Origin of the sequence: Ewingella sp. AOP8-B2-18 (assembly GCF_052376015.1) — a bacterium.
GTDB classification, from domain to species: domain Bacteria; phylum Pseudomonadota; class Gammaproteobacteria; order Enterobacterales; family Enterobacteriaceae; genus Ewingella; species Ewingella allii.
In genome coordinates, this window is the sequence record NZ_JBQSVB010000001.1 from 239,555 (window position 1) to 262,378 (window position 22,824).

A 22,824-nucleotide genomic window follows, 5' to 3' on the forward strand; every position below is an offset into this window, starting at 1 on the left:
TCGTCTCGCGATGATTTAGCGCATCACAGGGCTGAGACAACAAACGACTGCTGCTGGGCTTCGCTAGCCAGACGTTGTTTAAGCTGTTCTGCCTGCTGGCGGCTCATCGGACCCAGCTGTACACGGTACATACTGCCATTAGGTTGAACTTTGCCCGGCACGGAGAACTTCTGGCTCAGGCTTTTTTGCCATAGCGCGGCGTTTTGCGGATTGCTCAGCGCGCCGACCTGCACCATGTAGTTGCCGCCCGCCGCGTGGTTTGATGATGACGCATGAGGAGCCGATGCGGCTGCCACGGCGGCAGGCGCAGCTACTGCGGCCATCGCCGGAGCAGGGCTTGGAGAAGCGACGGGGGCTGGATCATCATGTTCCAAAATACCCTGTGGCACAGGTTTTGGTGATTGCAGGAAGCCACCACCGCCGTTGCCGCCATTCCCCGCCGCGCCGGTAGTGGCGACGGTATCGGTATCTTCGGCGTTGGTCAGGGTGCTGTTATCAATGGGGCGAACTGCCGCACCTGTGTCAGTTGGCGCACTTTGCACCGGCGTACCGATACCGCTAGCACCCAATTCCGGGCGCGCTGGCAGAGCATAAGACTGTTTGGCGACGGTAGTACCAATGGTGCCTGGGCCAGACAGCGTGCCGTCTGGAGCAACATTGATGAAGTCGATTCTGACTTTGGTGCTGTTAGTCAGGTTCAGACGCTCGGCGGCGGCCTGGGATAAATCAATAATGCGGCCCGGCGTATAAGGGCCACGGTCGTTAACGCGAACCACCAACATGCGGCCGTTGGCGACGTTGGTCACGCGAACATAGCTTGGGATCGGCAAAGTAGGGTGCGCGGCGGTCAGGGCGTTCGGGTCAAACTCTTCGCCAATAGCCGTGGTGTTGCTGCCGTTTTCTTGCCCATACCAAGAGGCTAAGCCGACCTGAGAGAAGTTAGACGGGTCTTTGACAATTTTGTAGGTTTTGCCATTGACTGAATAATCCTGACTGGTGCCCGGATTATAAGGTTCGTAACGCGGATCAGCGCCGCCGATTTCAACCACGGGACCGTTATAGGTCTGCGGTGGGGCCGGTTGTTGTTGCTGTGTGTCTTCGGTACTACAGGCGCTCAATAACAACCCGATAATGACGGCTCCAAGCCACTGCTTACGCATCGCCCACCTCTTATAAGTTTTTTGATAACATTTTTCGATGAGTATGTATCGACATGACGATACCAAACCCTGCCATCAGCACGATGAGCGCTGAGCCACCATAGCTGACCAGTGGCAAAGGTACCCCAACCACTGGGACAATACCACTGACCATGCCGATGTTAACGAACACATAAACGAATAAAATTAACATCAGCCCACCGGACATCACTCGTCCAAATGTGGTTTGCGCGCGAGCCGCAATCACCAGCCCGCGCATAATCAAGCATAGATAGAGCGCGAGCAGCACCAAAACCCCCACCAGTCCTAGCTCTTCGGCCAATACGGCAAAGATAAAGTCGGTATGGCGTTCGGGCAGGAATTCGAGCTGTGACTGGGTGCCGTGCAGCCAGCCTTTGCCGGAAAGGCCGCCAGAACCAATGGCGATTTTCGACTGAATAATGTGGTAGCCCGCGCCCAGTGGGTCGCTCTCAGGGTCCAGCAGCATCATCACGCGGTCACGCTGGTAATCATGCATCAGGAAGAACCACAGGATAGGGATGAAGGCGGCAACCAGCAGGGCGGCGACGGCGATAAGCTTCCAACTCATGCCCGATAAGAACAGGACAAACAGGCCAGAGGCGGCGATAAGAATAGACGTCCCGAGGTCGGGCTGCGCGGCAACCAGTAGGGTGGGAATGAAAATCAGCGCCAGCGCGATGGCGGTATTCTTCAATGATGGCGGGCAGACGTCGCGGTTGATAAAGCGCGCCACCATCAGCGGCACGGCGATTTTCGCCAATTCCGACGGCTGGAAGCGTACCACCCCGAGATCAAGCCAGCGCTGCGCCCCTTTACTGATGGTGCCGAAGGCATCCACCAGCACCAGCAACAGCACGCAGACAATATAGAGATAGGGTGCCCAGCTTTCATAGACGCGTGGCGGGATCTGCGCCATGACCAGCATGATGATAAGCCCCATCACAATCTGACCAATTTTGCGCTCCATCATGCCGATATCCTGGCCGCTGGCGCTCCACATCACGAAGGCGCTATAGGCCAGCAGGGCAAGCACAATCAGCAGCAGGGTGAGGTCGATATGCATTTTCGACCACAGCGACCCTTTTTGTTGGTTTTCAGTCATGTTCGGTTAATCACCTTCGATTCCCGGCGGAGCTGGCGCTTCAGCCGGTAGTTGTGTCGTATTGTCGCCCAACAAAATATGGTCGAGTATCTGGCGGGTAATGGTACCCACGGCCGGACCGGCGCCACCGTTTTCAAGGATCACCGCGACGGCTACCGTCGGGTTATTGAATGGCGCAAAGGCGGTCATTAATTTATGGTCGCGAAGATGTTCGGATATCTTATTCGCATTATAGATTTCATTGGCTTTCAAACCGTAAACTTGTGCTGTACCGGATTTGGCGGCGGCTTTATAAGGCGCGTCGGCGAAGCTCTTACGCGCGGTGCCGTTAGGGCGGTTAGCCACGCCGTACATCCCGTCTTTGGCGATTTCCCAATAGCCTGAATGCACATCACCAATCTGCGTGGTTTCCTGCTGCTGGTAGGGAACCAGCTTGCCGTCGACTTTGGTGCTTAGCAGCAAGTGCGGCGTTTTCACCGTGCCGTCATTGATGAGCGTGGTCATGGCTTTCATTATCTGGATTGGCGTTGCCGTCCAGTAGCCTTGGCCGATGCCGACCGGAATGGTGTCACCCTGATACCAAGGTTTTTTAAAGCGTTTGAATTTCCAGTCCCGGCTCGGCATGTTGCCGTTGCGCTCTTCGGACAAGTCGATACCGGAATACTGGCCATAGCCGAATTTGCCCATCCACTCCGACAGGCGGTCTATGCCCATGTCGTAAGCCACTTGGTAGAAGAAGGTATCCGCCGACTCTTCCAGCGATTTAGTGACGTTTAGGCGGCCGTGGCCCCAGTGTTTCCAGTCGCGATAGCGTTTGTCAGAGCCTGGAAGCTGCCACCAGCCTGGGTCAAACAGCGAGGTCGCCTTGGTGATCACTCCGGCGGTCAGCGCCGAGACGGCAATATAAGGTTTCACCGTCGACGCCGGAGGGTAAACCCCCTGCGTCGCGCGGTTTATCAGCGGCTTGTTCGGGTCATTCAACAGGCCGCTGTAGTCCTTGCTCGAGATACCGTCGACGAACAGGTTGGGGTCATAGCTCGGGTTGGAAACCAGTGCGCGGATGCTGCCGTCGCGCGGGTCGGACACCACCACGGCGGAACGGCTGCCGGTCAGCAACTCTTCAATATAGGTTTGCAGGGCGAGATCTATGGTCAGGTAGATGTCTTTACCAGCCTGCGGCGGCTCTTCGTGCAGCTGGCGAATAACCCGCCCGCGGTTGTTTACTTCGACTTCTTCATAGCCCGTTTTGCCATGCAGCGTGTCTTCGTAATAACGCTCGATGCCCAGCTTGCCAATGTCGTGCGTCGCGGCGTAGTTAGCCAAAATGCCGTCTTTATCCAGACGCTCTACGTCACGGTCGTTGATCTTCGAGACATAGCCAATCACGTGGGTGAGGGCTGAGCCGTAAGGGTAATAGCGGCGCTGATAGCCTTTGACTTCAACGCCGGGGAAATTGAATTGGTTAACAGCAAAGCGCGCCACCTGGACTTCGGTCAGGGCGGTTTTTACGGGAATAGAAGTGAAGCGGCGCGAACGTTTGCGCTCTTTTTGAAAGTTTTCAATATCTTCGGGAGTCAAATCGACAATAGGCTTCAGGCCTTCGAGGATGGCGGCGAGATTGTCGACTTTTTCCGGAACCAGTTCGAGCTGGTAAATGGTGCGGTTCAGCGCCAGAGGCGTGCCGTTGCGGTCATAAATGATGCCACGGCTCGGCGCTATGGGGACCAGTTTGATACGGTTGTCGTTGGAGCGGGTTTGGTAATCCTGAAAACGAACAATCTGTAAGTTATACAGATTGAATGCCAGCACACCGCTGAGTAGCAGAATACCTGTGAACGCCACCAGTGCACGGCGCACAAAGAGGGCTGATTCAGCCGTATAGTCGCGAAAAGGGTTACGATCTATTTTCATCCCACTACTTAATTCATGTTGCTGACATTCACCAACCGATTATTCCCGGTGGTATGGATGATTTGTGGTGATACTCCATGCACGATAAAGGCTTTCCGCCACCAACACCCGAACTAACGGATGGGGCAGGGTCAGCGGAGAGAGCGACCAGCTCTGCTCGGCTGCGGCTTTACACGCAGGTGCTAGCCCTTCAGGGCCGCCAATCAACAGGCTGACGTTGCGGCCATCCTGCTTCCAGCGCTCCAGTTGTTGGGCAAGCGTTGGGGTTTCCCAGGGCGTACCTGGAATATCCAGCGTCACAATCCTGTTGCCTTTCCCGACCGCAGCCAGCATCTGCTCGCCTTCTTTTTCAAGAATGCGTTTGATATCGGCATTTTTGCCCCGTTTCCCAGCCGGGACTTCGACCAGTTCAAAAGGCATATCTTTAGGGAAACGGCTGAGATAATCGTTAAAACCGGTCTGAACCCAGTCGGGCATTTTGGTTCCGACAGCGACGAGTTGCAGTTTCACGAATTAAGCCCAGAGTTTCTCAAGCTCATACAGCTGGCGGCTCTCTTCCTGCATGACGTGAACAATCACTTCACCCAGGTCGACAACAACCCAATCCGCCTCATTGATGCCTTTAACGCCCATGGCGTCTAAGCCAGCGGCTTTCACTTCTTCTACCAGATGCCCTGCAATAGACATCACGTGACGGCTGGAAGTGCCGGTACAGATGATCATGCAGTCAGTAATGCTGGATTTACCGATAACATCAATGGCAATGATGTCTTGTGCTTTCAGGTCATCGACTTTATCGATAACAAAATCTTGGAGCGCTTTACCTTGCAAAGGTTCCCCCTGGGGATGTTGAAACGGGTTAGCTTGATGAAAACCTTCTGCTGCATGAGCGCAAACGCTGCGTGCAGGAGAGGGCTTTCAAAAAAGAGTGTACGTCGAAATACGGAGTTAATGCCGAAAAAACACGATGAATCAAATGATTACGTTCGTTATCGCCACAGCTATACCGCAAGCCGAAATTAAGCGGCGCAGTATACCACGCGTTACCCACGGGTGATATAAACCCACCTTACTGTGACTCAAATCATTTAGTGTAAAGACTATTTGACTCAATATAGCGCTCAACGGCGTCCGGCACTAAATCTGCGAAACTTTTGCCCTCGTGCCGACGCTGGCGAATTTCAGTTGCCGAAATATCCAGCAGTGGGGTATTCGCCTGATAAATGAATCCGTGCGGCCGTTGCTTGAGTTTCGCCGCATCCTCGACCTGGTGTTGGTCATACCAACGTTGCAGCTCAGGCGTATCCAGACGTTCCGCGTAACCCGGTCTTGCCATCACCAGCAGATGACACACTCCCAGTAAATCTTCCCAGCGATGCCATTTATGCAGGGTTAGCAGCGAATCCTGGCCGATGATAAACGCCAGCGGGCGGTCAGCGCCATACTCTTTACGTAACGTTTCAAGTGTCACGATGCTGTAGGAGGGCGTATCCACTTTCAGTTCACGATCGTCGACCGAAAACAGCGAATTTCCCTGCACCGCCAGCTCAACCATTTTTAGCCGCTGCTGGGGCGAAGCCTCTGGCTGCGGGCGATGTGGCGGAACATTATTGGGAAGTAACACCACGCGATCCAGATGGGCTTCTTTCGCCAATTGCTCAACCGGCTTGAGATGGCCGTAATGAATAGGATCAAAGGTGCCGCCAAACAGCGCCAACAGGGAATCGCGGGACGAGGTGTCGTGGGTCATCAATATAGCTTCCTGATTGATCACTGGCCGAGGTCGATAAAGCTCTCTGGTAATGGCTTGCCGCAGATCAGCATCGATAGGCTTTCAAGTTCAGGCCAGATGGATTGACCGTAGTCCTGTTTTAGCGTGATTTCCATTTTTGTCAGCAAATGAACCGCCTGCTGCAGCTGGCGCAAAGAGAGCCTTTGCAGGGCCTGCGTCACCAAGGTGCGGCGGTTTTGCCACACTTTATATTGGTCGAACAGGGCGCGCAGCGGCGTGGTGTCCATCTTTCTTTTCAGCGTCAGCAGCATCAGCAGTTCACGCTGCAAGGTGCGTAGCAGGATAACCGGCTCGCTATCTTCTTGCTGAAGCTGGCGCAGGATGTGCCACGCGCGTTTGCTTTTACCGGCCAACAGCGCATCCAGCCAATGGAAAGGGGTGAAGTGCGCGGCGTCGTAAACCGCTTCTTCTACTCGCAGCAGGGTCAGTTTGCCGTCGGGGTAGAGCAGGGAGAGGCGCTCAAGAGACTGGGCCAGCGCCAGCAGATTCCCTTCGTAGCAATAGCAGAGCAGCTGGTTGGCTGGCTCATCAAGCTCGAGGGATAACTCTTTAGCGCGTTTTGCCACCCAGCGAGGCAACTGCGCCTGCTCGGGCGTTTGGCAGCTAACAAAGACGCCGCGATCGCTCAGGGCTTTAAACCAGGCGCTGTTTTCTTGGGCTTTGGTGAGCTTTGTGCCGCGCAGCACCAGCAGAATATCGTCGTGCAGCAGCTGAGTGAGTTTGACTAACTGCTCACCCATAGGCGCAGGTGGGCCGTTCTCTGGCAAGATAAGCAGCAGAGTTTGCCGTGAAGCAAACAGACTTAATGCCTGACAGATGCTGAAGATAGCATCCCACTCGGTATGGGCATCAAGGGTAAACGTGTAGTGTTCTTCGAAAGCTGCCGCTTGGGCCGCTTTGCGAATGCTGTCCTGACTTTCCTGGATCAGCAGGGGATCATTTCCACATAATAAATAACAAGCGCGCAGCCCCTCTCGGAGCTGCGCGGCAAGTTGTTCAGGATAGAGTCGAATCATGGAGCCGAAGAACTGACCGGCTTAGGCGCAAACATGTCGCGACCTGCTGCATTTTCCGCATCCTGCTTTTTCATTTCTTCTGCTGCAGATTGGGTTGTGATAACCACCGGCGTTGCATCTTTCACTGCCTCGGACTGCTTCTCTTTTTCCGAAGCATGGACGGTCAACAGTTTACGGATCAGCTGCTGGGAAGCCTGAGTACGCATTTCGCTGATAATGATGTCTTGCTCGTTATCCTTCGCCAGCGCCGTCAACGGGTTGTCGAAGAACGAACGGAATACGGTCACATGGATAGGATAGAGATCCTTTCCTGGCAACAGCACCTGTGCATTAACCGTCATCTGCATTTGGTACTCAGCGGTACGGCCATCCTGGAAGATGGAGGCAGTGGCCTGATTGACAAGCTCACCCTGTAGGCGCAGAGAGGGAATATCTTTACGCTTTGAATCTTCCACAATGGTGACATTATTCAAACGCAGCTGTGTACGCACCTCACGCGCCAGTGGTCCATATGGGTCCCCACTGTCGAGTGTGATAGTTTTCATCTCATCCGGCACGTCGGTAGTACCGCGCAGGTGGAAACCACAACCCGACGTCACCAGAACTACAGCACCCAATAACAGCATCAGTATACGATGTCGCACAACCCCTCCTTGACTCAACCTACAACCAGGTTAAGCAGTTTGCCTGGAACGTAGATGACTTTACGCACAGTCACGCCATCCAGATATTTAGCGACCAGATGTTCTTGTGCAGCACGCTCGCGTACTTGCTCTTCGGTAGCATCCGCAGCAACGGTAATTTTGCCACGCACTTTGCCGTTAACCTGCACAACCACCAGTTTAGAGTCTTCAACCATAGCCTGCTCATCAGCTTGTGGCCAAGGTGCAGTATCAACGTCGCCCTCACCGCCCAGTGTCTGCCAAAGGCTGAAGCACACGTGTGGAGTGAATGGATACAACATACGCACCACGGCCAGCAGCGCTTCTTGCAGCAGGGCGCGGTCTTGATCGCTTTCTTGCGGCGCACGGCCAAGCTTGTTCATCAGCTCCATCACGGCAGCAATCGCGGTGTTGAAGGTCTGACGGCGGCCGATATCATCGGTCACTTTGGCGATAGTTTTGTGCAGGTCGCGGCGTAAATCTTTCTGTGCTTCAGTCAGCGAAGCCGCGTCAAGAGCCACGGTAGCGCCTTTCTGCGTGTGTTCGAAGGCCAGCTTCCAGACACGTTTCAGGAAGCGGTTTGCCCCTTCCACGCCAGATTCTTGCCATTCCAGCGTCATTTCTGCCGGAGAAGCAAACATCATGAACAGACGAACGGTGTCCGCACCGTATTTCTCAACCATAACCTGAGGGTCGATGCCGTTGTTCTTAGACTTGGACATCTTGCTCATGCCAGCATAAACCAGCTCGCGACCTTCTGGGTCAGTGGCTTTAACAATGCGGCCTTTCTCGTCACGCTCAACGGTAGCGTCTACCGGAGAAACCCAAACGCGCTCGCCGCCGTTGCCGGTGTAATAGAAGGCGTCAGCCAGTACCATGCCTTGGCACAGCAGGCGTTTAGCCGGTTCGTCAGAGTTGACCAGACCCGCGTCGCGCATCAGTTTGTGGAAGAAGCGGAAGTACATCAGGTGCATGATGGCGTGTTCGATACCACCTACATATTGGTCCACTGGCAGCCAATAGTTAGCTGCCGCCGGGTCCAACATGCCTTGGTCGTACTGCGGGCAAGTGTAGCGCGCGTAGTACCAGGAAGACTCCATAAAGGTGTCGAAGGTGTCGGTTTCACGCAGGCCAGGCACGCCGTTGACCGTGGTTTTTGCCCACTCTGGGTCAGCTTTGATTGGGCTGGTGATGCCGTCCATGACCACGTCTTCCGGCAGGATAACTGGCAGTTGGTCTTCTGGCGTTGGGATCACTGTGCCATCTTCCAGCGTGATCATTGGGATTGGTGCACCCCAGTAGCGCTGGCGTGAAACACCCCAGTCACGCAGGCGGTAGTTCACCTTGCGCTCGCCCACGCCTAAAGCAACCAGCTTATCGGCGATGGCGTTGAAGCCCGCTTCGTGGCTCAGACCGTCAAATTCTCCAGAATTATACAGGGTGCCTTTTTCGGTCAACGCTGCAGCAGACACGTCTGGCTCAGTGCCGTCAGCGTTCAGAATGACCGGAACGATTGGCAGGTTATATTTGGTGGCGAACTCCCAGTCACGCTGGTCGTGGCTTGGAACCGCCATTACTGCGCCGGTGCCGTATTCCATCAAGACGAAGTTAGCGACCCAGATTGCCACTTTCTTGCCCGTCAGCGGGTGAATAGCAAACAGGCCGGTATCCATGCCGCGTTTTTCCATGGTCGCCATTTCTGCTTCGGCAACTTTGGTATTGCGGCATTCGTCGATGAAATCAGCCAAGGCAGGGTCAGTTGCCGCAGCTTGTAAAGAGAGTGGGTGACCTGCTGCAACCGCAACGTAGGTGGCGCCCAGGAAGGTGTCAGGACGCGTGGTGTACACGGTGACTTTCTCTTCACTGTTTTCGACGTCGAAGGTGATCTCAACGCCTTCAGAGCGGCCAATCCAGTTACGCTGCATGGTTTTGACCTGCTCAGGCCAGCTTTCCAGCGTATCCAAATCGTTAAGCAGTTGGTCGGCATAGGCAGTGATTTTAATGAACCACTGTGGAATTTCTTTGCGTTCCACCTTGGTATCACAGCGCCAGCAGCAGCCGTCGATAACCTGTTCGTTAGCTAAAACGGTCAGGTCATGCGGGCACCAGTTAACGGCAGAAGTCTTCTTATAAACCAAACCTTTTTCATACAGCTTGGTGAAGAACCACTGTTCCCAACGGTAGTAGTCAGGCTGGCAGGTCGCCAGTTCGCGATCCCAGTCATAGCCGAAGCCCAACAGTTTAAGCTGGTTCTTCATGTATTCGATGTTTTCGTAGGTCCACGGAGCCGGTGCAGTATTGTTTTTTACCGCAGCGCCTTCCGCCGGTAGCCCAAATGCGTCCCAGCCGATTGGCTGTAGAACGTTTTTACCCAGCATACGCTGGTAGCGGGAGATCACGTCACCGATGGTGTAGTTACGCACGTGGCCCATATGTAGGCGGCCGGACGGGTATGGCAACATGGAGAGACAGTAGTACTTCTCTTTACCAGGCTGCTCGGTAACTTTAAAGGTCTGCTTCTCTTGCCAGTGAAGCTGAACGTGTGACTCTATTTCTTCTGGGCGGTATTGCTCTTGCATGGCGGCCGGTGGTCCTGTGAGTGAAAACAGCTACGCCTGTAGCTCAAATAGTTTTAATCAAAAGATCCGCATAGCATAGCTGATAAGCGCCTGAGGCAACAACACCAAGCGCGTCGTCAATGGGGATTTCTGCATGTTGCAGAGGGAATATTCTCAAAGTGCGAGACATCTCGGGATATTGTCCGTACCGGATCAGTGATTTACGACTAAAATAAGTCCCATGGCTCATGACTGAATGTTCGTTCACGTCGCTTTGACTTAGGGGAAATTATGAACAATGTCGCACAGTATTATCGCCAGTTGGTCAGCTCGTTAACCGAGCGTCTACAAAACGGCGAAAGGGATGTGGATGCCTTGGTTCAGGATGCTCGCGAAACGTTGCAAAGAGAAGGCAAGCTAACGGATTTGCAAATTGAGCAATTAACTTACTCCGTTCGTCGCGATTTGCGCGAATTTGCCCGCAGCTATACGGAAAATAGGCAGGCCGCCACTGTCGAAGATACGGAAGAAGATAGCGTCTTTATGCGCATCATTAAAGAGAGCCTGTGGAAAGAGCTGGCGGACATGACCGACAAAACCCAGCTTGAATGGAAAGAGGTGTTTAAGGACGTCAACCACCACGGGGTGTATCACAGTGGGGAAGTGGTCGGATTGGGCAATCTGGTGTGCGAAAACTGTCACTTTACGCTGGCGGTTTACACCCCGGAAGTGTTAAGTAAATGCCCGAAATGCAACGGCACCGAGTTTACCCGCAAGGCTTTTGAGCCTTAATCTCCGGCCTGTAAAACAAAAACCGCCAGCACGGGCTGGCGGTTTATTAATAGCGAAAAGCCGAGCGGATTAGTGCAGGATCTTCGCTAAGAAGTCACGAGCGCGGTCAGATTCTGGATTGTTGAAGAAATCGTCTTTATTGCGGTCTTCAACGATTTTGCCTTCATCCATGAAAATCACGCGGTTTGCCACTTTGCGGGCAAAGCCCATTTCGTGAGTCACCACCATCATGGTCATGCCTTCGTTCGCCAGTTCAACCATGACGTCCAGCACTTCGTTGATCATTTCCGGATCAAGGGCCGAGGTTGGCTCATCAAACAGCATGGCAATCGGGTCCATACACAGCGCACGGGCGATAGCCACGCGCTGCTGCTGGCCGCCAGAAAGCTGGCCGGGGAATTTACTGGCGTGAGCCGATAACCCGACGCGATCCAGCAATTTCAGGCCTTTATCTTTTGCTGCGGCTTTATCACGCTTCAAGACTTTGACCTGCGCCAGAGTCAGGTTGTCGATGATAGACAGATGCGGGAACAGCTCAAAATGCTGGAACACCATGCCAACTTTGGCACGCAGCTGCGCCAGATTGGTTTTCTTGTCATTAACCGGCGTGCCGTTAACCAGAATGTCACCTTTCTGCACTGGCTCAAGCCCATTCACGGTTTTGATAAGCGTTGACTTACCTGACCCCGAAGGACCGCAAACCACCACAACTTCACCTTTTTTAACCTCGGTGCTGCAGTCGGTCAGCACCTGGAAGTGACCATACCATTTAGAAACATTCTTCAGTGAAATCATGAAACTGTCCTTTTCTTCAAATAACGCACCAGCAAGGAAGCGGAAAGGCTGATAACAAAATAGATAGCTCCGGCGAACAGAACCATTTCGACGAGTGTGCCGTCACGGTCGCCGATGTTAGAGGCGCTGCGGAAGAAGTCCGCCAGACCAAGCACGTACACCAGCGAGGTGTCCTGGAACAAAACAATCGCCTGAGTCAGTAGCAGGGGCACCATCGCACGGAACGCCTGCGGCAGAATAACCAGTTTCATGGCTTGCCATTGAGTCATCCCCAGCGCCAGCGCGGCTGAGGATTGGCCGCGAGCAATACTGATTATCCCGGCACGAATAATTTCAGAATAATAGGCCGCTTCGAACAGGGCGAAAGCCACCATCGCTGAAATTAAACGAATGTCGGTTTTTGGTGACAGGCCAAGTACTTTTTGCAGGAAACTTGGCACGATCAGATAGAACCACAGCAGCACCATAACCAATGGAATGGCACGGAAAATATTCACATAGGCCGTGGCGAACCAGCTGATGGGCTTGAATGATGATAAGCGCATTACCGCCAACAGCGTGCCCCACAGGATACCCACGACGATAGCAATCGCGGTGATTTCCAGCGTGATCAGCATGCCTTGCCATAAATAGGGCAGGCCAGGGCCAATAGAACTCCAGTCGAAATCATGCATGATTATTTACCTCCCATGTTGCCCGGCAGGCGGACTTTGCGTTCGACAAAATGCATCAGCAGCATGATCACTGCATTGATGAGCACGTAGGCAACAGTAATGGCAGTAAATGATTCATAGGCGTGAGCAGAGTAATCCAGCAGTTTTCCGGCCTGTGCTGCCATGTCGACCAGACCAATGGTGGAGGCGATCGCGGAGTTCTTCACCAGGTTGACCATTTCAGAGGTCATTGGCGGAACAATCACGCGATAAGCATTCGGCAACAGCACGTAGCGATAGGTTTGCGGCAGGGTCAGGCCCATCGCTAAACCGGCGTTACGCTGGCCGCGAGGCAGTGACTGGATTGCGGCACGAACCTGCTCACAGACACGCGCTGCGGTGAACAACCCGAGGCAGATAACCGATGAGGAGAAGAACTGCACGTTTGGCGGAAGTTCTGATTTAAACCACATGCCAATGCTTTCCGGCAGCAGTTCAGGAACCACCAGATACCAGGTAAAGAATTGGACGATCAGGGGGACGTTACGAAACAGCTCAACGTAGCAAGTGCCGATACCCGAGAGGAAACGGTTGGGGACGGTACGCAAGATACCGAACAGAGAGCCGACAAAGAAAGCGATAACCCAGGCACACAGTGACAGTGCGACGGTGACCTGAAATCCATTCCAAATCCACCCAAGATAAGTGGTATTCCCGAAGGGGGCTTGTTGCAGAAAAATGCCCCAGTTCCAATCTATAGACATAAAAACTCCATAATGCGCGCGAACGCAACCCTACTGAGTGATGACGAACCAATCCCATGCTTAGTGACGCAAAAAATGCGAGGTGGGGAACGACCACCCCGCATTCCGGTCTTGCTGCCTTTTCAGGCTGTCATCACAAGGCTGGTGGGCCAGCCCTTTATTTCCCCGCGGCAATTGGTAAATCACGTTGGGGCCTTCCCGTCTGTCTTATTATCTGACTACGAAACTTACAGCGCTTTGTCGTTAGGCGCTTTGAACAGAGCTTGCATGTCGTCTGACAGTTCGAAGTTCATGTTCAGGTTCTTTGGAGGAATAGGCTGCTTGAACCATTTATCAAACCACTTGGCGGCTTCGCCCGAGGTCTGGGTTTTAGCGATGGTGTCATCGACCAGCGTTTTAAAGCCGGCGTCATCTTTACGCAGCATACAGCCGTAAGCTTCTTTGGATTGAGGCGTGCCGACGATGGTCCAGTCATCAGGCTTTTTAGCTTTAGCACGTTCGCCAGCCAGCAGAGCATCGTCCATCATGAACGCCACTGCGCGGCCGGTTTCCAGCGTACGGAAGGAGTCCCCGTGGTCTTTTGCGCTGATGATGCGCATGCCCAGTTTCTTCTCTTCGTTCAGCTTGTTGAGCAGGATTTCAGAGGTAGTCCCTGAAGTCACCACCACGGTTTTGCCTTTCAGGTCATCGAAATCTTTAATGTCAGACCCTTTTTTCACCAGCAGGCGGGTGCCGATGATGAAGATAGTGTCAGAGAAAGCCGCTTGTTGCTGGCGTTCTACGTTGTTAGTGGTTGAGCCACACTCAAAATCGTAGGTGCCGTTTTGCAGCAAAGGAATACGGTTTTGCGAGGTGATTGGCATCAATTTGACTTGCAGATTAGGCAAGTTCAGCTTTTTCTTCACCGCCTCAACGATAGCGTTGGAGTAGTCCTGAGAGTAACCCACCACTTTTTGATTATTGTCGTAATAAGAAAATGGCACAGAAGACTCACGGTGACCGACGACAATAACGCCGTTATCTTTGATTTTCTTCAGGGTACCGTTCAGGTCTTCTGCATGGGCTACGCTACTTGCTGCCAGGCCTGCCAGCAGTACCGATAACGCCAATTTGCGCATTTGCATTGTCCAACTCCTTTGCTGTCGTTAAAGATCCACACCGAGGGATCAGGAAGCACTTATGAATCGTAAAGCTCATAGCCAATTCGAACTTACTCAGCATCGAAAATAGCTGAATGTGAAGATAATGAAACCACAATGTTTCTTTTTTGAGACGAGACACGCACCAAATCAATGCAAGAAAACATTCATGCACCGCGTATGAGTATGTTTTTTAAACGTTTGGTTCCACTATGGTGCACCGTCTTAGTAAAAATAAGTAAAAGCATAGCTTTCATAGAGATAAAGCAATAAACGTGCCAGTGGGGTATTGATTAGGAGAATTTATGGCAAAAAAAACGGGCGCCGTTTGGCACCCGTAGAGGAGGTATTGCGAAGCTTATTGGCGTTTATGTCGCTGATTCAAGAACAGCGAGATGCCCGCCAGCAGCATCGTGAGGATCCACGTCGGCCACCAGCCAAAGCGTGCATATGGCGTAATGCCAGTGGTTGGCGTCACTTCCACATTCAGCACCTGACGAGTAAATTGCGGCAATTCAGCAATCATATCGCCATTGGCGTCTACCGCCGCCGTCACGCCATTGTTGGTGCTACGCAGCAGAGGTCGGCCCAATTCCAAGGCGCGCATGCGGGCCATTTGGAAGTGCTGCCACGGACCGATTGAGTGACCGAACCAGGCATCATTAGAGATCGTCAGCAGGAAATCAGTATCAGGCTGGAAGTTATCCCGCACTTGCTCGCCAAAGACGATTTCATAACAGATGGCGGTGGTCAGATTCATCCCGCTAACCATCAGCGGCTTCTGCACATAGGCGCCGCTGCTCAGACCGGACATTGGCAGGTCAAAGAACGGGGCTAACGGGCGCAGAATGGCCTCCAGCGGAACAAATTCGCCGAAAGGCACCAGATGGTGTTTATCAAAACGGTTGCTGTCCGGGTAGCGATAAGGCTTATCGCCACCAAGCACAATGGCGCTGTTATAAACATGCATATCCTGACTGGTGCGACGCGCGTCAATGATGCCGGTCACCAGCTGGGAGCCTTGCGAACGGTACAGATCATCCATCATGGTCAGGAATTGCTGCTGGTCAGATTCAATGTCCGAAATCGCTGATTCCGGCCAGATAATCATCTTCGCTTTACCCAAATAAGGCCGGCTAAGGTCCATATAGGTTTGCAGCGCGCTGACTAAGGCTTTCGGGTCCCATTTCATGGACTGCGGGATGTTGCCCTGCACCAGCGCCACGTCGACTTTCTTCTGCTCTTGCGGTTGATACCAATGCACGCCGCGCAACGACAGAGGCAATAGCAGCAAGGCGAAAGCCACCACTGCCGCAATAATCTTGCGCTGATAGACCGCGTAAACCAGCAGGCCGCTGATGGAGGTCAGCAGCAGGGTAATGCTGCCGACCCCGGCAATAGGGGCCAGGCCTTTCAGCGGGCCATCAATTTGGCTGTAGCCAAACTGCAGCCATGGGAAGCCAGTGAGCACCCAACCGCGCAGAAACTCGGTGATTTGCCACAGGGCAGGGGCGGCCAGAGCCAGCTTCCACCAGGTGGTTTTCGGCCACAGTCGCGCCAGCAAGCCGGCGAACAGCATAGTATAGAGCGACAGGTAGCACGCCAGCAGCACCACTAAAAAGAGGTTGATGGCTTCCGGCATGCCGCCAAAGGTGGCGATGCTGACGTACACCCAGTTTACTCCGCTGCCGAACAGACCCATCCCCCAGAAGAAGCCTATCCACGCAGCCTGAGCCGGACGGCGATCCAGCGTTAGCGCGAATAAACCAAACAGGGAGACCAGTGCCGCGGGCCAGTGATCGTAAGGGGAGAAGGCCAGGGTGCCACAGGCACCGAATAAGAGCGCCAGCAGGATGCGAACCCGCTGGCGTTGGTATAAAGAGGCAATTGCCATGGAGTAATTATTCTTCCAATATCGGTTGCGGCGCGTCGTCCGGTATTTTTACGTGAACCTGAATAATACGTCGGCTGTCGGCCATGGCAACTTTGAACAAGTAACCGTCAATTTCAATGGTTTCGCCACGTGCTGGCAAATGACCAAACGACTGCATCACCAGGCCACCAATGGTATCGACTTCATCGTCGCTGTAGTTGGTCTGGAAGACTTCATTGAAGTCCTCGATAGGCGCCAGCGCACGGACGGTATAGGTGTGGCGGCTGAGCTGGCGGATATCTAAGTCTTCCGCTTCGTCATACTCGTCATCGATTTCACCCACGATGAGCTCGAGGATGTCTTCGATAGTGACCAGACCAGATACGCCGCCGAACTCATCGACCACGATAGCCATATGGTAACGCTGTGAGCGGAACTCCTTCAGCATGCGGTCAACGCGCTTGCTTTCCGGCACCACCACGGCGGTTCTCAAAACTTTATCAATGCTGAAGGGTTCGGATTCTGTGCGCATGAACGGCAACAGGTCCTTGGCCATCAGGATGCCTTCAATGTGGTCCTTATCTTCGCTGATCACCGGGAAGCGTGAATGCGCTGACTCAATGATGACGTCAAGACACTCTTCCAGCGGCTGGTTGCGTTTAAGCGTGATCATTTGCGAACGCGGGATCATGATGTCACGAACGCGCTGCTCGGCGATATCCATCACGCCTTCCAGCATGTCACGGGTATCGGGATCGATCAGGTCGTTTTGTTCGGAATCACGGATCAGCTCGACCAGATCGCCACGGTTTTTTGGTTCACCGTGAAATAACTGGCTGAGAATAAGGGAAAAGAAGCCCTTCTTGGGACTGGGGCTATCACTATTTTGTGAATGGTCATCGCTCATGGCGTTTGGTTAAATTTACTCATATAAAGGGAAATAATAACTAACAGAAACGGAAGTCCCCCAAGGCTTGTGGCGATGGGGGAGGCGTTAACGCTAGTCTCGAATGTCGTCTTTCTCGTCATCTTCAATGAAAATATACGGGTCCGGATAACCCAGACTCTGCATAATTTCTATCTCGATGGACTCCATTTCTTCGGCTTCTTCATCGACGATGTGGTCATACCCTAGCAGATGCAGACTGCCGTGAACAACCATATGCGCCCAATGCGCCAGCAGTTCTTTTTGCTGCTCCTGAGCTTCTTTTTCAACTACCTGACGGCAGATGACCAGATCACCCAGCAGAGGCAATTCCATACCCGGCGGAGCCTCGAACGGGAAGGATAACACGTTGGTCGATTTGTCTTTACCACGATAAGTCATATTCAGCTCGTGACTTTCCGCCTCATCAACCAAACGGATGGTCACTTCTGACTCTTCCTGAAACTGTGGCAGGACGACGTCCAGCCATTTTTGGAAATCACTTTCCGTGGGTAAACCCTCGCTGTTTTCACATGCGATTTGCAAATCGAGAATAACCTGAGTCATTGATTAACCTGTTGTGACGGCGGCTGATGAGATTCCTGACGACGTTGTTCAGCAATAGCATCGCGACGTTTTTGATCTTCTTCTTCCCAAGCCTCATAGGCTACCACGATACGGGCTACCACGGGATGACGGACCACGTCTTCGCTATGGAAGAAGTTGAAACTAAGTTCATCAACCGACGAAAGCACCTCGATAGCATGGCGCAGGCCAGACTTCTGGTGGCGCGGCAGGTCAATCTGGGTAACGTCGCCGGTGATCACGGCTTTGGAGTTGAAACCAATGCGCGTCAGGAACATTTTCATCTGTTCAATCGAGGTGTTCTGGCTTTCATCCAAAATGATAAAGGCGTCGTTGAGCGTACGGCCGCGCATGTAGGCCAGCGGGGCGACTTCAATCACGTTGCGCTCAATCAGCTTTTCCACTTTCTCAAAGCCGAGCATTTCGAACAGCGCGTCATACAGCGGGCGCAAATAAGGGTCAACTTTCTGGCTGAGGTCGCCCGGCAGGAAGCCCAATTTTTCACCGGCTTCAACAGCAGGGCGGGTCAGCAGAATGCGGCGCACTTCTTGACGCTCAAGAGCATCGACGGCCGCCGCCACGGCGAGATAGGTTTTACCCGTACCCGCAGGACCGATACCAAAGGTGATATCGTGGTCGAGGATGTTGGCGATGTACTGCGCCTGATTTGGCGTGCGTGGCTTCACCATGCCGCGCTTGGTTTTGATGATCACCGCTTTGCCATAGTCAGGCACGCTCTCGGCGGTCTGTTCCAGCACGCGGCTCTCTTTAATGGCCAGATGGATTTGCTCAGGATCGATATCCTGAGTTTCTCCCCGCAGCGGCGCGGTATCCACGTATAAATCACGCAGAATATTGACCGCGGCGGTCACAGGCAGACTTTTTCCTACCAGTTTAAAGGCGTTATCACGACGGTTGATTTCGACGCCCAACCGACGTTCCAGTTGTTTGATGTTGTCATCAAACGGCCCGCACAGGCTCAGCAAACGCTGATTGTCTTCGGGCTCTAGCAAAATCTCTTGTGTTACAACGTTCAAACTTTTCCTCTGGGCCACGAAGGACCTGTTGATGTGTCTGACTTTTGTCGTCTTAGCTGGCGTTGCTCACACCAATAAAACTCACAATACCTTGGTTAATAATACATGCCCTTGGCAAAATATGCCTTGTTAGCCACGGGATGGCGTACACCTTAGTGACAATATGCGGCCTGTCTCGAAAAATTAAACCTTATCACTGTTCTGATAGGGGAGTTTTCGACTAAAAACTGTAAAAACCAACAGGACGCCGAAGCGTCCTGTTGCGGGATCTAAGCCTTTATGGGCTGCCAGATTATGGCTGGTAGAGACTCACGCCAATCTCATTCTCTTTGCGAGTACGGGCAATGACCGACTGTGGCGATTCGTGCAGACGCAGCGCCATCTGGTCTTCCGTACGCACCACGACGCCGCGCAGCGAGTTGGCATAAACATCAACGATTTCAACGTCGACGAACTTGCCAATCATGTCCGGCGTGCCTTCGAAGTTCACCACGCGGTTGCATTCGGTACGCCCGGTCAGCTCCATAATGCTCTTGCGCGACGTGCCTTCCACCAAGATGCGTTGCACCGTACCCAGCGTTGCGCGGCTAAAGCGCACCACCTGCTGAGTGATACGGTCTTGCAGGATTTGCAGACGCTGTTTCTTCTCTTCGAGGCTGACGTCATCCACCATGTCCGCCGCAGGCGTACCGGGGCGAGGGGAGTAGATGAAGCTGAAACTGACGTCGTAATTTACTTCGGCAATCAGCTTCATGGTCTTCTCGAAATCGTCGTTGGTTTCACCGGGGAAGCCAATGATGAAGTCGGAACTCATATGAATATCAGGGCGCACCGCGCGCAGTTTGCGGATAATAGCCTTGTACTCCAGCACGGTGTGCGGGCGCTTCATCATGGTCAGAATGCGGTCGGAGCCACTCTGGATAGGCAAATGCAGGAAGCTCACCAGCTCCGGGGTGTCTTTGTACACCTCGATGATATCGTCGGTGAACTCGACCGGATGGCTGGTGGTGAAGCGGATGCGGTCGATGCCGTCGATTGCCGCCACCAGGCGCAGTAACTCTGCGAAGCTGCAAACGCCGCCGTCATAGGTCGCGCCGCGATAGGCGTTGACGTTCTGGCCGAGCAGGTTGACTTCGCGCACGCCCTGAGCGGCTAATTGGGCGATTTCGAACAGCACGTCGTCGCTTGGGCGGCTGACCTCTTCACCACGGGTGTAGGGCACCACGCAGAAGCTACAGTACTTGTTGCAGCCTTCCATAATGGAGACGAACGCCGTTGGGCCTTCGGCACGCGGCTCTGGCAGGCGGTCGAATTTTTCGATTTCAGGGAAGCTGATATCGACGATGGGGCTTTTGGTGCCGCGCACGTGGTTAATCATTTCCGGCAGGCGGTGCAGGGTCTGCGGGCCGAAGACCACGTCGACGCAAGGCGCACGCTGGCGCAGCATTTCGCCCTCTTGTGACGCCACGCAGCCACCCACGCCAATAATGAGGTCAGGGTTCTTCTTCTTGAGTAATTTCCAGTGGCCCAGCAGGCTGAACACTTTTTCCTGAGCCTTTTCCCGAATAGAACAGGTGTTCAGCAACAGAATATCTGCTTCTTCAGCGACGTCGGTCAGCTGATAACCGTGTGTACTTTCGAGCAGGTCGGCCATTTTAGATGAATCATATTCATTCATCTGGCAGCCCCAGGTCTTTATGTGCAGTTTTTTAATCATCGACTTGTCATTACTCAATGCGGGTAGAAAAGCGTTATATCTGTGTCCGTGCTGAAGAGCAGAACCACGGGCTCGGGCGACGGTGACGTCCAGGGGCGTATTGTAAACCCTCGCTCCAGTGGTGACCAGTGCAGTTAAACAGCTTAGGTTCTGATACCAACATAAAAATCCGGTATCATTCAGGGAATGAATTCCATTATCAAGCTGGATGAAAATGAACCCTTCTGAAAAATCCTTTGATGCGGTCGTCGTCGGTGGTGGCATGGTGGGAGCCGCGGCGGCGCTAGGGCTGGCCCAACAGGGCCTTCGCGTGGCCCTGATTGAAAACCAGCGCCCGGCTGAGTTCGACGCTCTCGCGGCAATTGATCTGCGTATTTCGGCCATTGGCTGCGCCTCGGTGCGTTTCCTGCAAAGCCTTGGCGCGTGGACTGCTATCGAAAGCATGAGATTGACGCCTTATCGTCGTCTGGAAACTTGGGAAAACGAGGGTTCTGAAGTGCGTTTCGACGCCTCCTCGCTCGGTTTGTCAGAGCTGGGCTTTATGGTTGAGAACCGCGTCTTGCAGCTCGGCCTGTGGCAGCAGTTTGATGCGTTGCTGAACCTGACTCTGTTTTGCCCGTCCAAGCTTCGCCACCTGTTGCAGCACGATGATAAAAGCTGGTCGTTGCAGCTCACCACGGGAGAAGTCCTGAAAACCCAACTGGTGGTTGCTGCCGATGGTGCGAACTCGCTGGTGCGTCAGTTGGCGGGGATTGGCGTCGATGGCTGGCAGTATCGCCAAAACTGCATGCTCATTAATGTGGAAACGGCGTCAGCAGATCAAGACACCACTTGGCAGCAGTTTTACCCTTCAGGCCCGAGAGCCTTCTTGCCGCTGTCTGGCAATAACGCCTCGTTAGTGTGGTATGACAGCCCGCAGCGTATTCGCTATCTGCAGACGCTGAACATGAAGCAGCTAACGGATGAGGTCAGCCGTGCCTTCCCGAGTCGCTTAGGGCCTGTTAAGGCGCTCTCCTCGGGTTCATTCCCGCTGGTTCGCCGCCACGCGCAGCGCTACGTGTTGCCAGGTCTGGTATTGGTCGGAGATGCCGCGCATACCATCAATCCGCTGGCCGGGCAGGGCGTTAATCTGGGCTATCGCGACGTAGAGGCTTTGCTCGACGTGGTGAAGAAAGCGCGCGAAAGCGAAGAGAAGTGGTTTGAAGAGCGCGTGTTGTTGAGGTATCAGCGCCAGCGCCGTCTGGATAATTTACTGATGCAGAGCGGCATGGACCTGTTCTACACCGCCTTCAGCAATGACTTACCGCCGGTGAAGATCTTGCGCAATCTGGCCCTGATGACCGCCCAACGCGCAGGCGCACTCAAAACCAAAGCGCTGAAATATGCGTTAGGGATTTAACAGCAAGAAGCAACAGCCCGATGAGCTTACATCAGTAAGTGATTCGGGTACCCGAGCGCAGCCAACGCATCTGCAGCTCGAAGTATGAAGGGGATGCAATACAAAGCAAAAAGCCCGCCTAAGCGAGCTTTTCTAAATATGGCTGGGGTGCCAGGATTCGAACCTGGGTATGCTGGTATCAGAAACCAGAGCCTTACCGCTTGGCGACACCCCAAAAGAACTGCTTTACTAAAACACTCATGCAGACAATAAAATGGTGGCTACGACGGGATTTGAACCTGTGACCCCATCATTATGAGTGATGTGCTCTAACCAGCTGAGCTACGTAGCCAAATTTTACTGACTTAACTCTAAAACTCAAGCGCTGATTTGATTAACTTAATAATAAATTTCAATCGCTTGCCAATAAGAAGTATGGCTGGGGTACCTGGATTCGAACCAGGGTATGCTGGTATCAAAAACCAGTGCCTTACCGCTTGGCGATACCCCAATAAAACTACTTCAAATTGTATTTTTTCATGCAATATCAAAGATAAAACAAGAAAAAATGGCTGGGGTACCAGGATTCGAACCTGGGAATGCTGGTATCAAAAACCAGTGCCTTACCGCTTGGCGATACCCCAACTGTGCTTACCGATATCAGGAAATGGTGCGGGAGGCGAGACTTGAACTCGCACACCTTGCGGCGCTAGAACCTAAATCTAGTGCGTCTACCAATTTCGCCACTCCCGCATGAAAAAAGTTTGGTGGCTACGACGGGATTCGAACCTGTGACCCCATCATTATGAGTGATGTGCTCTAACCAACTGAGCTACGTAGCCATCTTTTTTCTTGCAACCTTCATCGGCGTTGCGGGGCGCATTATGCGTAGTTGGCCGTTTTGCGTCAACCACTTTTTTGACGAAAAATGTCTTAGAGCAATC

Annotated in this window: 20 protein-coding genes and 6 tRNA genes; 2 read left to right on the forward strand and 24 right to left on the reverse strand. The window is 53.2% G+C overall.

Annotated elements, in window-relative coordinates; translation table 11 throughout:
- Positions 1-23: 23 nt before the first annotated feature.
- The 9 genes from rlpA to leuS form a co-directional block, all read right to left on the reverse strand.
- The gene (gene rlpA / locus ACT3RR_RS01130; protein ID WP_496199580.1) at positions 24-1,160 is read right to left on the reverse strand and encodes an endolytic peptidoglycan transglycosylase RlpA; all 1,137 of its coding nucleotides are present in this window, start codon (positions 1,158-1,160) and stop codon (positions 24-26) included.
- A 10-nt stretch (positions 1,161-1,170) separates the two neighbouring features.
- Positions 1,171-2,283, reverse strand: a complete 1,113-nt coding sequence (gene mrdB, locus ACT3RR_RS01135; RefSeq protein ID WP_034788358.1) for a peptidoglycan glycosyltransferase MrdB — start codon at positions 2,281-2,283, stop codon at positions 1,171-1,173.
- Between the two features lie 6 nt (positions 2,284-2,289).
- Positions 2,290-4,194, reverse strand: a complete 1,905-nt coding sequence (gene mrdA, locus ACT3RR_RS01140; RefSeq protein WP_353501329.1) for a peptidoglycan DD-transpeptidase MrdA — start codon at positions 4,192-4,194, stop codon at positions 2,290-2,292.
- Between the two features lie 39 nt (positions 4,195-4,233).
- Positions 4,234-4,704: a 23S rRNA (pseudouridine(1915)-N(3))-methyltransferase RlmH gene (rlmH, locus tag ACT3RR_RS01145; RefSeq protein WP_485901603.1), complete on the reverse strand. Its 471-nt coding sequence runs from the start codon at positions 4,702-4,704 to the stop codon at positions 4,234-4,236.
- A 3-nt stretch (positions 4,705-4,707) separates the two neighbouring features.
- Complete coding sequence (rsfS, locus tag ACT3RR_RS01150) at positions 4,708-5,025, reverse strand: ribosome silencing factor (RefSeq protein ID WP_100937776.1); 318 nt, start codon at positions 5,023-5,025, stop codon at positions 4,708-4,710.
- A gap of 253 nt (positions 5,026-5,278) precedes the next feature.
- A complete protein-coding gene (nadD, locus tag ACT3RR_RS01155; RefSeq protein ID WP_496199581.1) occupies positions 5,279-5,944 on the reverse strand; it encodes a nicotinate-nucleotide adenylyltransferase in 666 nt (221 codons plus the stop codon).
- Between the two features lie 20 nt (positions 5,945-5,964).
- A complete protein-coding gene (gene holA / locus ACT3RR_RS01160; RefSeq protein WP_496199582.1) occupies positions 5,965-7,002 on the reverse strand; it encodes a DNA polymerase III subunit delta in 1,038 nt (345 codons plus the stop codon).
- Positions 6,999-7,646, reverse strand: a complete 648-nt coding sequence (gene lptE, locus ACT3RR_RS01165) for an LPS assembly lipoprotein LptE (RefSeq protein WP_496199583.1) — start codon at positions 7,644-7,646, stop codon at positions 6,999-7,001. The genes holA and lptE overlap by 4 nt, the downstream gene beginning before the upstream one ends.
- Positions 7,647-7,660: 14 nt before the next feature.
- Entirely contained in the window at positions 7,661-10,243 is a 2,583-nt protein-coding gene (gene leuS, locus ACT3RR_RS01170; protein WP_496199584.1) for a leucine--tRNA ligase, read from the reverse strand.
- A gap of 267 nt (positions 10,244-10,510) precedes the next feature.
- On the opposite strand from leuS, the gene ACT3RR_RS01175 reads away from it, so the two are divergent.
- Positions 10,511-11,014 (forward strand): zinc ribbon-containing protein, encoded by a 504-nt coding sequence (locus ACT3RR_RS01175; protein ID WP_236942800.1) that lies wholly within the window; start codon positions 10,511-10,513, stop codon positions 11,012-11,014.
- A gap of 69 nt (positions 11,015-11,083) precedes the next feature.
- On the opposite strand, the gene ACT3RR_RS01180 is transcribed toward ACT3RR_RS01175, so the two are convergent.
- From ACT3RR_RS01180 to miaB, 9 genes are all read right to left on the reverse strand, one after another.
- Entirely contained in the window at positions 11,084-11,809 is a 726-nt protein-coding gene (locus ACT3RR_RS01180; RefSeq protein WP_496199585.1) for an amino acid ABC transporter ATP-binding protein, read from the reverse strand.
- Positions 11,806-12,483 carry a glutamate/aspartate ABC transporter permease GltK gene (gltK, locus tag ACT3RR_RS01185; protein WP_353501335.1) on the reverse strand — a complete coding sequence of 226 codons (678 nt, stop codon included), beginning with the start codon at positions 12,481-12,483 and terminating at the stop codon, positions 11,806-11,808. Before gltK ends, ACT3RR_RS01180 begins: the two co-directional genes overlap by 4 nt.
- A 2-nt stretch (positions 12,484-12,485) precedes the next feature.
- Positions 12,486-13,226, reverse strand: coding sequence for an amino acid ABC transporter permease (locus ACT3RR_RS01190; protein ID WP_353501336.1), 741 nt, complete (start codon positions 13,224-13,226; stop codon positions 12,486-12,488).
- A gap of 227 nt (positions 13,227-13,453) precedes the next feature.
- Complete coding sequence (locus tag ACT3RR_RS01195; protein WP_353501337.1) at positions 13,454-14,350, reverse strand: amino acid ABC transporter substrate-binding protein; 897 nt, start codon at positions 14,348-14,350, stop codon at positions 13,454-13,456.
- 373 nt (positions 14,351-14,723) lie between these two features.
- Positions 14,724-16,259 (reverse strand): apolipoprotein N-acyltransferase, encoded by a 1,536-nt coding sequence (lnt, locus tag ACT3RR_RS01200; RefSeq protein WP_496199586.1) that lies wholly within the window; start codon positions 16,257-16,259, stop codon positions 14,724-14,726.
- A 7-nt stretch (positions 16,260-16,266) separates the two neighbouring features.
- Positions 16,267-17,145, reverse strand: coding sequence for a CNNM family magnesium/cobalt transport protein CorC (corC, locus tag ACT3RR_RS01205; RefSeq protein WP_353501339.1), 879 nt, complete (start codon positions 17,143-17,145; stop codon positions 16,267-16,269).
- A gap of 93 nt (positions 17,146-17,238) precedes the next feature.
- Positions 17,239-17,730, reverse strand: coding sequence for an rRNA maturation RNase YbeY (gene ybeY, locus ACT3RR_RS01210; RefSeq protein WP_396130196.1), 492 nt, complete (start codon positions 17,728-17,730; stop codon positions 17,239-17,241).
- A complete protein-coding gene (locus tag ACT3RR_RS01215) occupies positions 17,727-18,803 on the reverse strand; it encodes a PhoH family protein (protein WP_496199587.1) in 1,077 nt (358 codons plus the stop codon). The genes ybeY and ACT3RR_RS01215 overlap by 4 nt, the downstream gene beginning before the upstream one ends.
- A 274-nt stretch (positions 18,804-19,077) precedes the next feature.
- A complete protein-coding gene (gene miaB, locus ACT3RR_RS01220; RefSeq protein WP_353501342.1) occupies positions 19,078-20,502 on the reverse strand; it encodes a tRNA (N6-isopentenyl adenosine(37)-C2)-methylthiotransferase MiaB in 1,425 nt (474 codons plus the stop codon).
- A 214-nt stretch (positions 20,503-20,716) separates the two neighbouring features.
- Between miaB and ubiF the strand changes: the two genes are divergently transcribed.
- On the forward strand, positions 20,717-21,901 hold the full coding sequence (ubiF, locus tag ACT3RR_RS01225) for a 3-demethoxyubiquinol 3-hydroxylase (protein WP_353501343.1): 1,185 nt from the start codon (positions 20,717-20,719) through the stop codon (positions 21,899-21,901).
- Between the two features lie 139 nt (positions 21,902-22,040).
- Here the strand turns inward: ubiF and ACT3RR_RS01230 are convergent.
- The 6 genes from ACT3RR_RS01230 to ACT3RR_RS01255 all read right to left on the reverse strand — a co-directional run bounded on the left by ACT3RR_RS01230 (position 22,041) and on the right by ACT3RR_RS01255 (position 22,722).
- Positions 22,041-22,115, reverse strand: a tRNA-Gln gene (locus ACT3RR_RS01230).
- A gap of 40 nt (positions 22,116-22,155) precedes the next feature.
- Positions 22,156-22,232 (reverse strand) — tRNA-Met (locus tag ACT3RR_RS01235).
- 84 nt (positions 22,233-22,316) lie between these two features.
- Positions 22,317-22,391: transfer RNA gene (locus ACT3RR_RS01240), tRNA-Gln, on the reverse strand.
- A 58-nt stretch (positions 22,392-22,449) separates the two neighbouring features.
- A tRNA-Gln gene (locus ACT3RR_RS01245) sits at positions 22,450-22,524 on the reverse strand.
- Positions 22,525-22,548: 24 nt separating this feature from the next.
- Positions 22,549-22,633: transfer RNA gene (locus ACT3RR_RS01250), tRNA-Leu, on the reverse strand.
- A gap of 12 nt (positions 22,634-22,645) precedes the next feature.
- Positions 22,646-22,722, reverse strand: a tRNA-Met gene (locus ACT3RR_RS01255).
- Between the last annotated feature and the right edge of the window lie 102 nt (positions 22,723-22,824).

Excerpts from the sequence above, each read along its gene's own strand:
- rlpA (WP_496199580.1), bottom strand. The coding sequence starts at position 1,160 with ATGCGTAAGCAGTGGCTTGGAGCCGTCATTATCGGGTTGTTATTGAGC.
- mrdB (WP_034788358.1), bottom strand. The coding sequence starts at position 2,283 with ATGACTGAAAACCAACAAAAAGGGTCGCTGTGGTCGAAAATGCATATC.
- mrdA (WP_353501329.1), bottom strand. The coding sequence starts at position 4,194 with ATGAAAATAGATCGTAACCCTTTTCGCGACTATACGGCTGAATCAGCC.
- nadD (WP_496199581.1), bottom strand. The coding sequence starts at position 5,944 with ATGACCCACGACACCTCGTCCCGCGATTCCCTGTTGGCGCTGTTTGGC.
- holA (WP_496199582.1), bottom strand. The coding sequence starts at position 7,002 with ATGATTCGACTCTATCCTGAACAACTTGCCGCGCAGCTCCGAGAGGGG.
- leuS (WP_496199584.1), bottom strand. The coding sequence starts at position 10,243 with ATGCAAGAGCAATACCGCCCAGAAGAAATAGAGTCACACGTTCAGCTT.
- ACT3RR_RS01180 (WP_496199585.1), bottom strand. The coding sequence starts at position 11,809 with ATGATTTCACTGAAGAATGTTTCTAAATGGTATGGTCACTTCCAGGTG.
- gltK (WP_353501335.1), bottom strand. The coding sequence starts at position 12,483 with ATGCATGATTTCGACTGGAGTTCTATTGGCCCTGGCCTGCCCTATTTA.
- ACT3RR_RS01190 (WP_353501336.1), bottom strand. The coding sequence starts at position 13,226 with ATGTCTATAGATTGGAACTGGGGCATTTTTCTGCAACAAGCCCCCTTC.
- ACT3RR_RS01195 (WP_353501337.1), bottom strand. The coding sequence starts at position 14,350 with ATGCAAATGCGCAAATTGGCGTTATCGGTACTGCTGGCAGGCCTGGCA.
- lnt (WP_496199586.1), bottom strand. The coding sequence starts at position 16,259 with ATGGCAATTGCCTCTTTATACCAACGCCAGCGGGTTCGCATCCTGCTG.
- corC (WP_353501339.1), bottom strand. The coding sequence starts at position 17,145 with ATGAGCGATGACCATTCACAAAATAGTGATAGCCCCAGTCCCAAGAAG.
- ybeY (WP_396130196.1), bottom strand. The coding sequence starts at position 17,730 with ATGACTCAGGTTATTCTCGATTTGCAAATCGCATGTGAAAACAGCGAG.
- miaB (WP_353501342.1), bottom strand. The coding sequence starts at position 20,502 with ATGATTAAAAAACTGCACATAAAGACCTGGGGCTGCCAGATGAATGAA.
- ubiF (WP_353501343.1), top strand. The coding sequence starts at position 20,717 with ATGAACCCTTCTGAAAAATCCTTTGATGCGGTCGTCGTCGGTGGTGGC.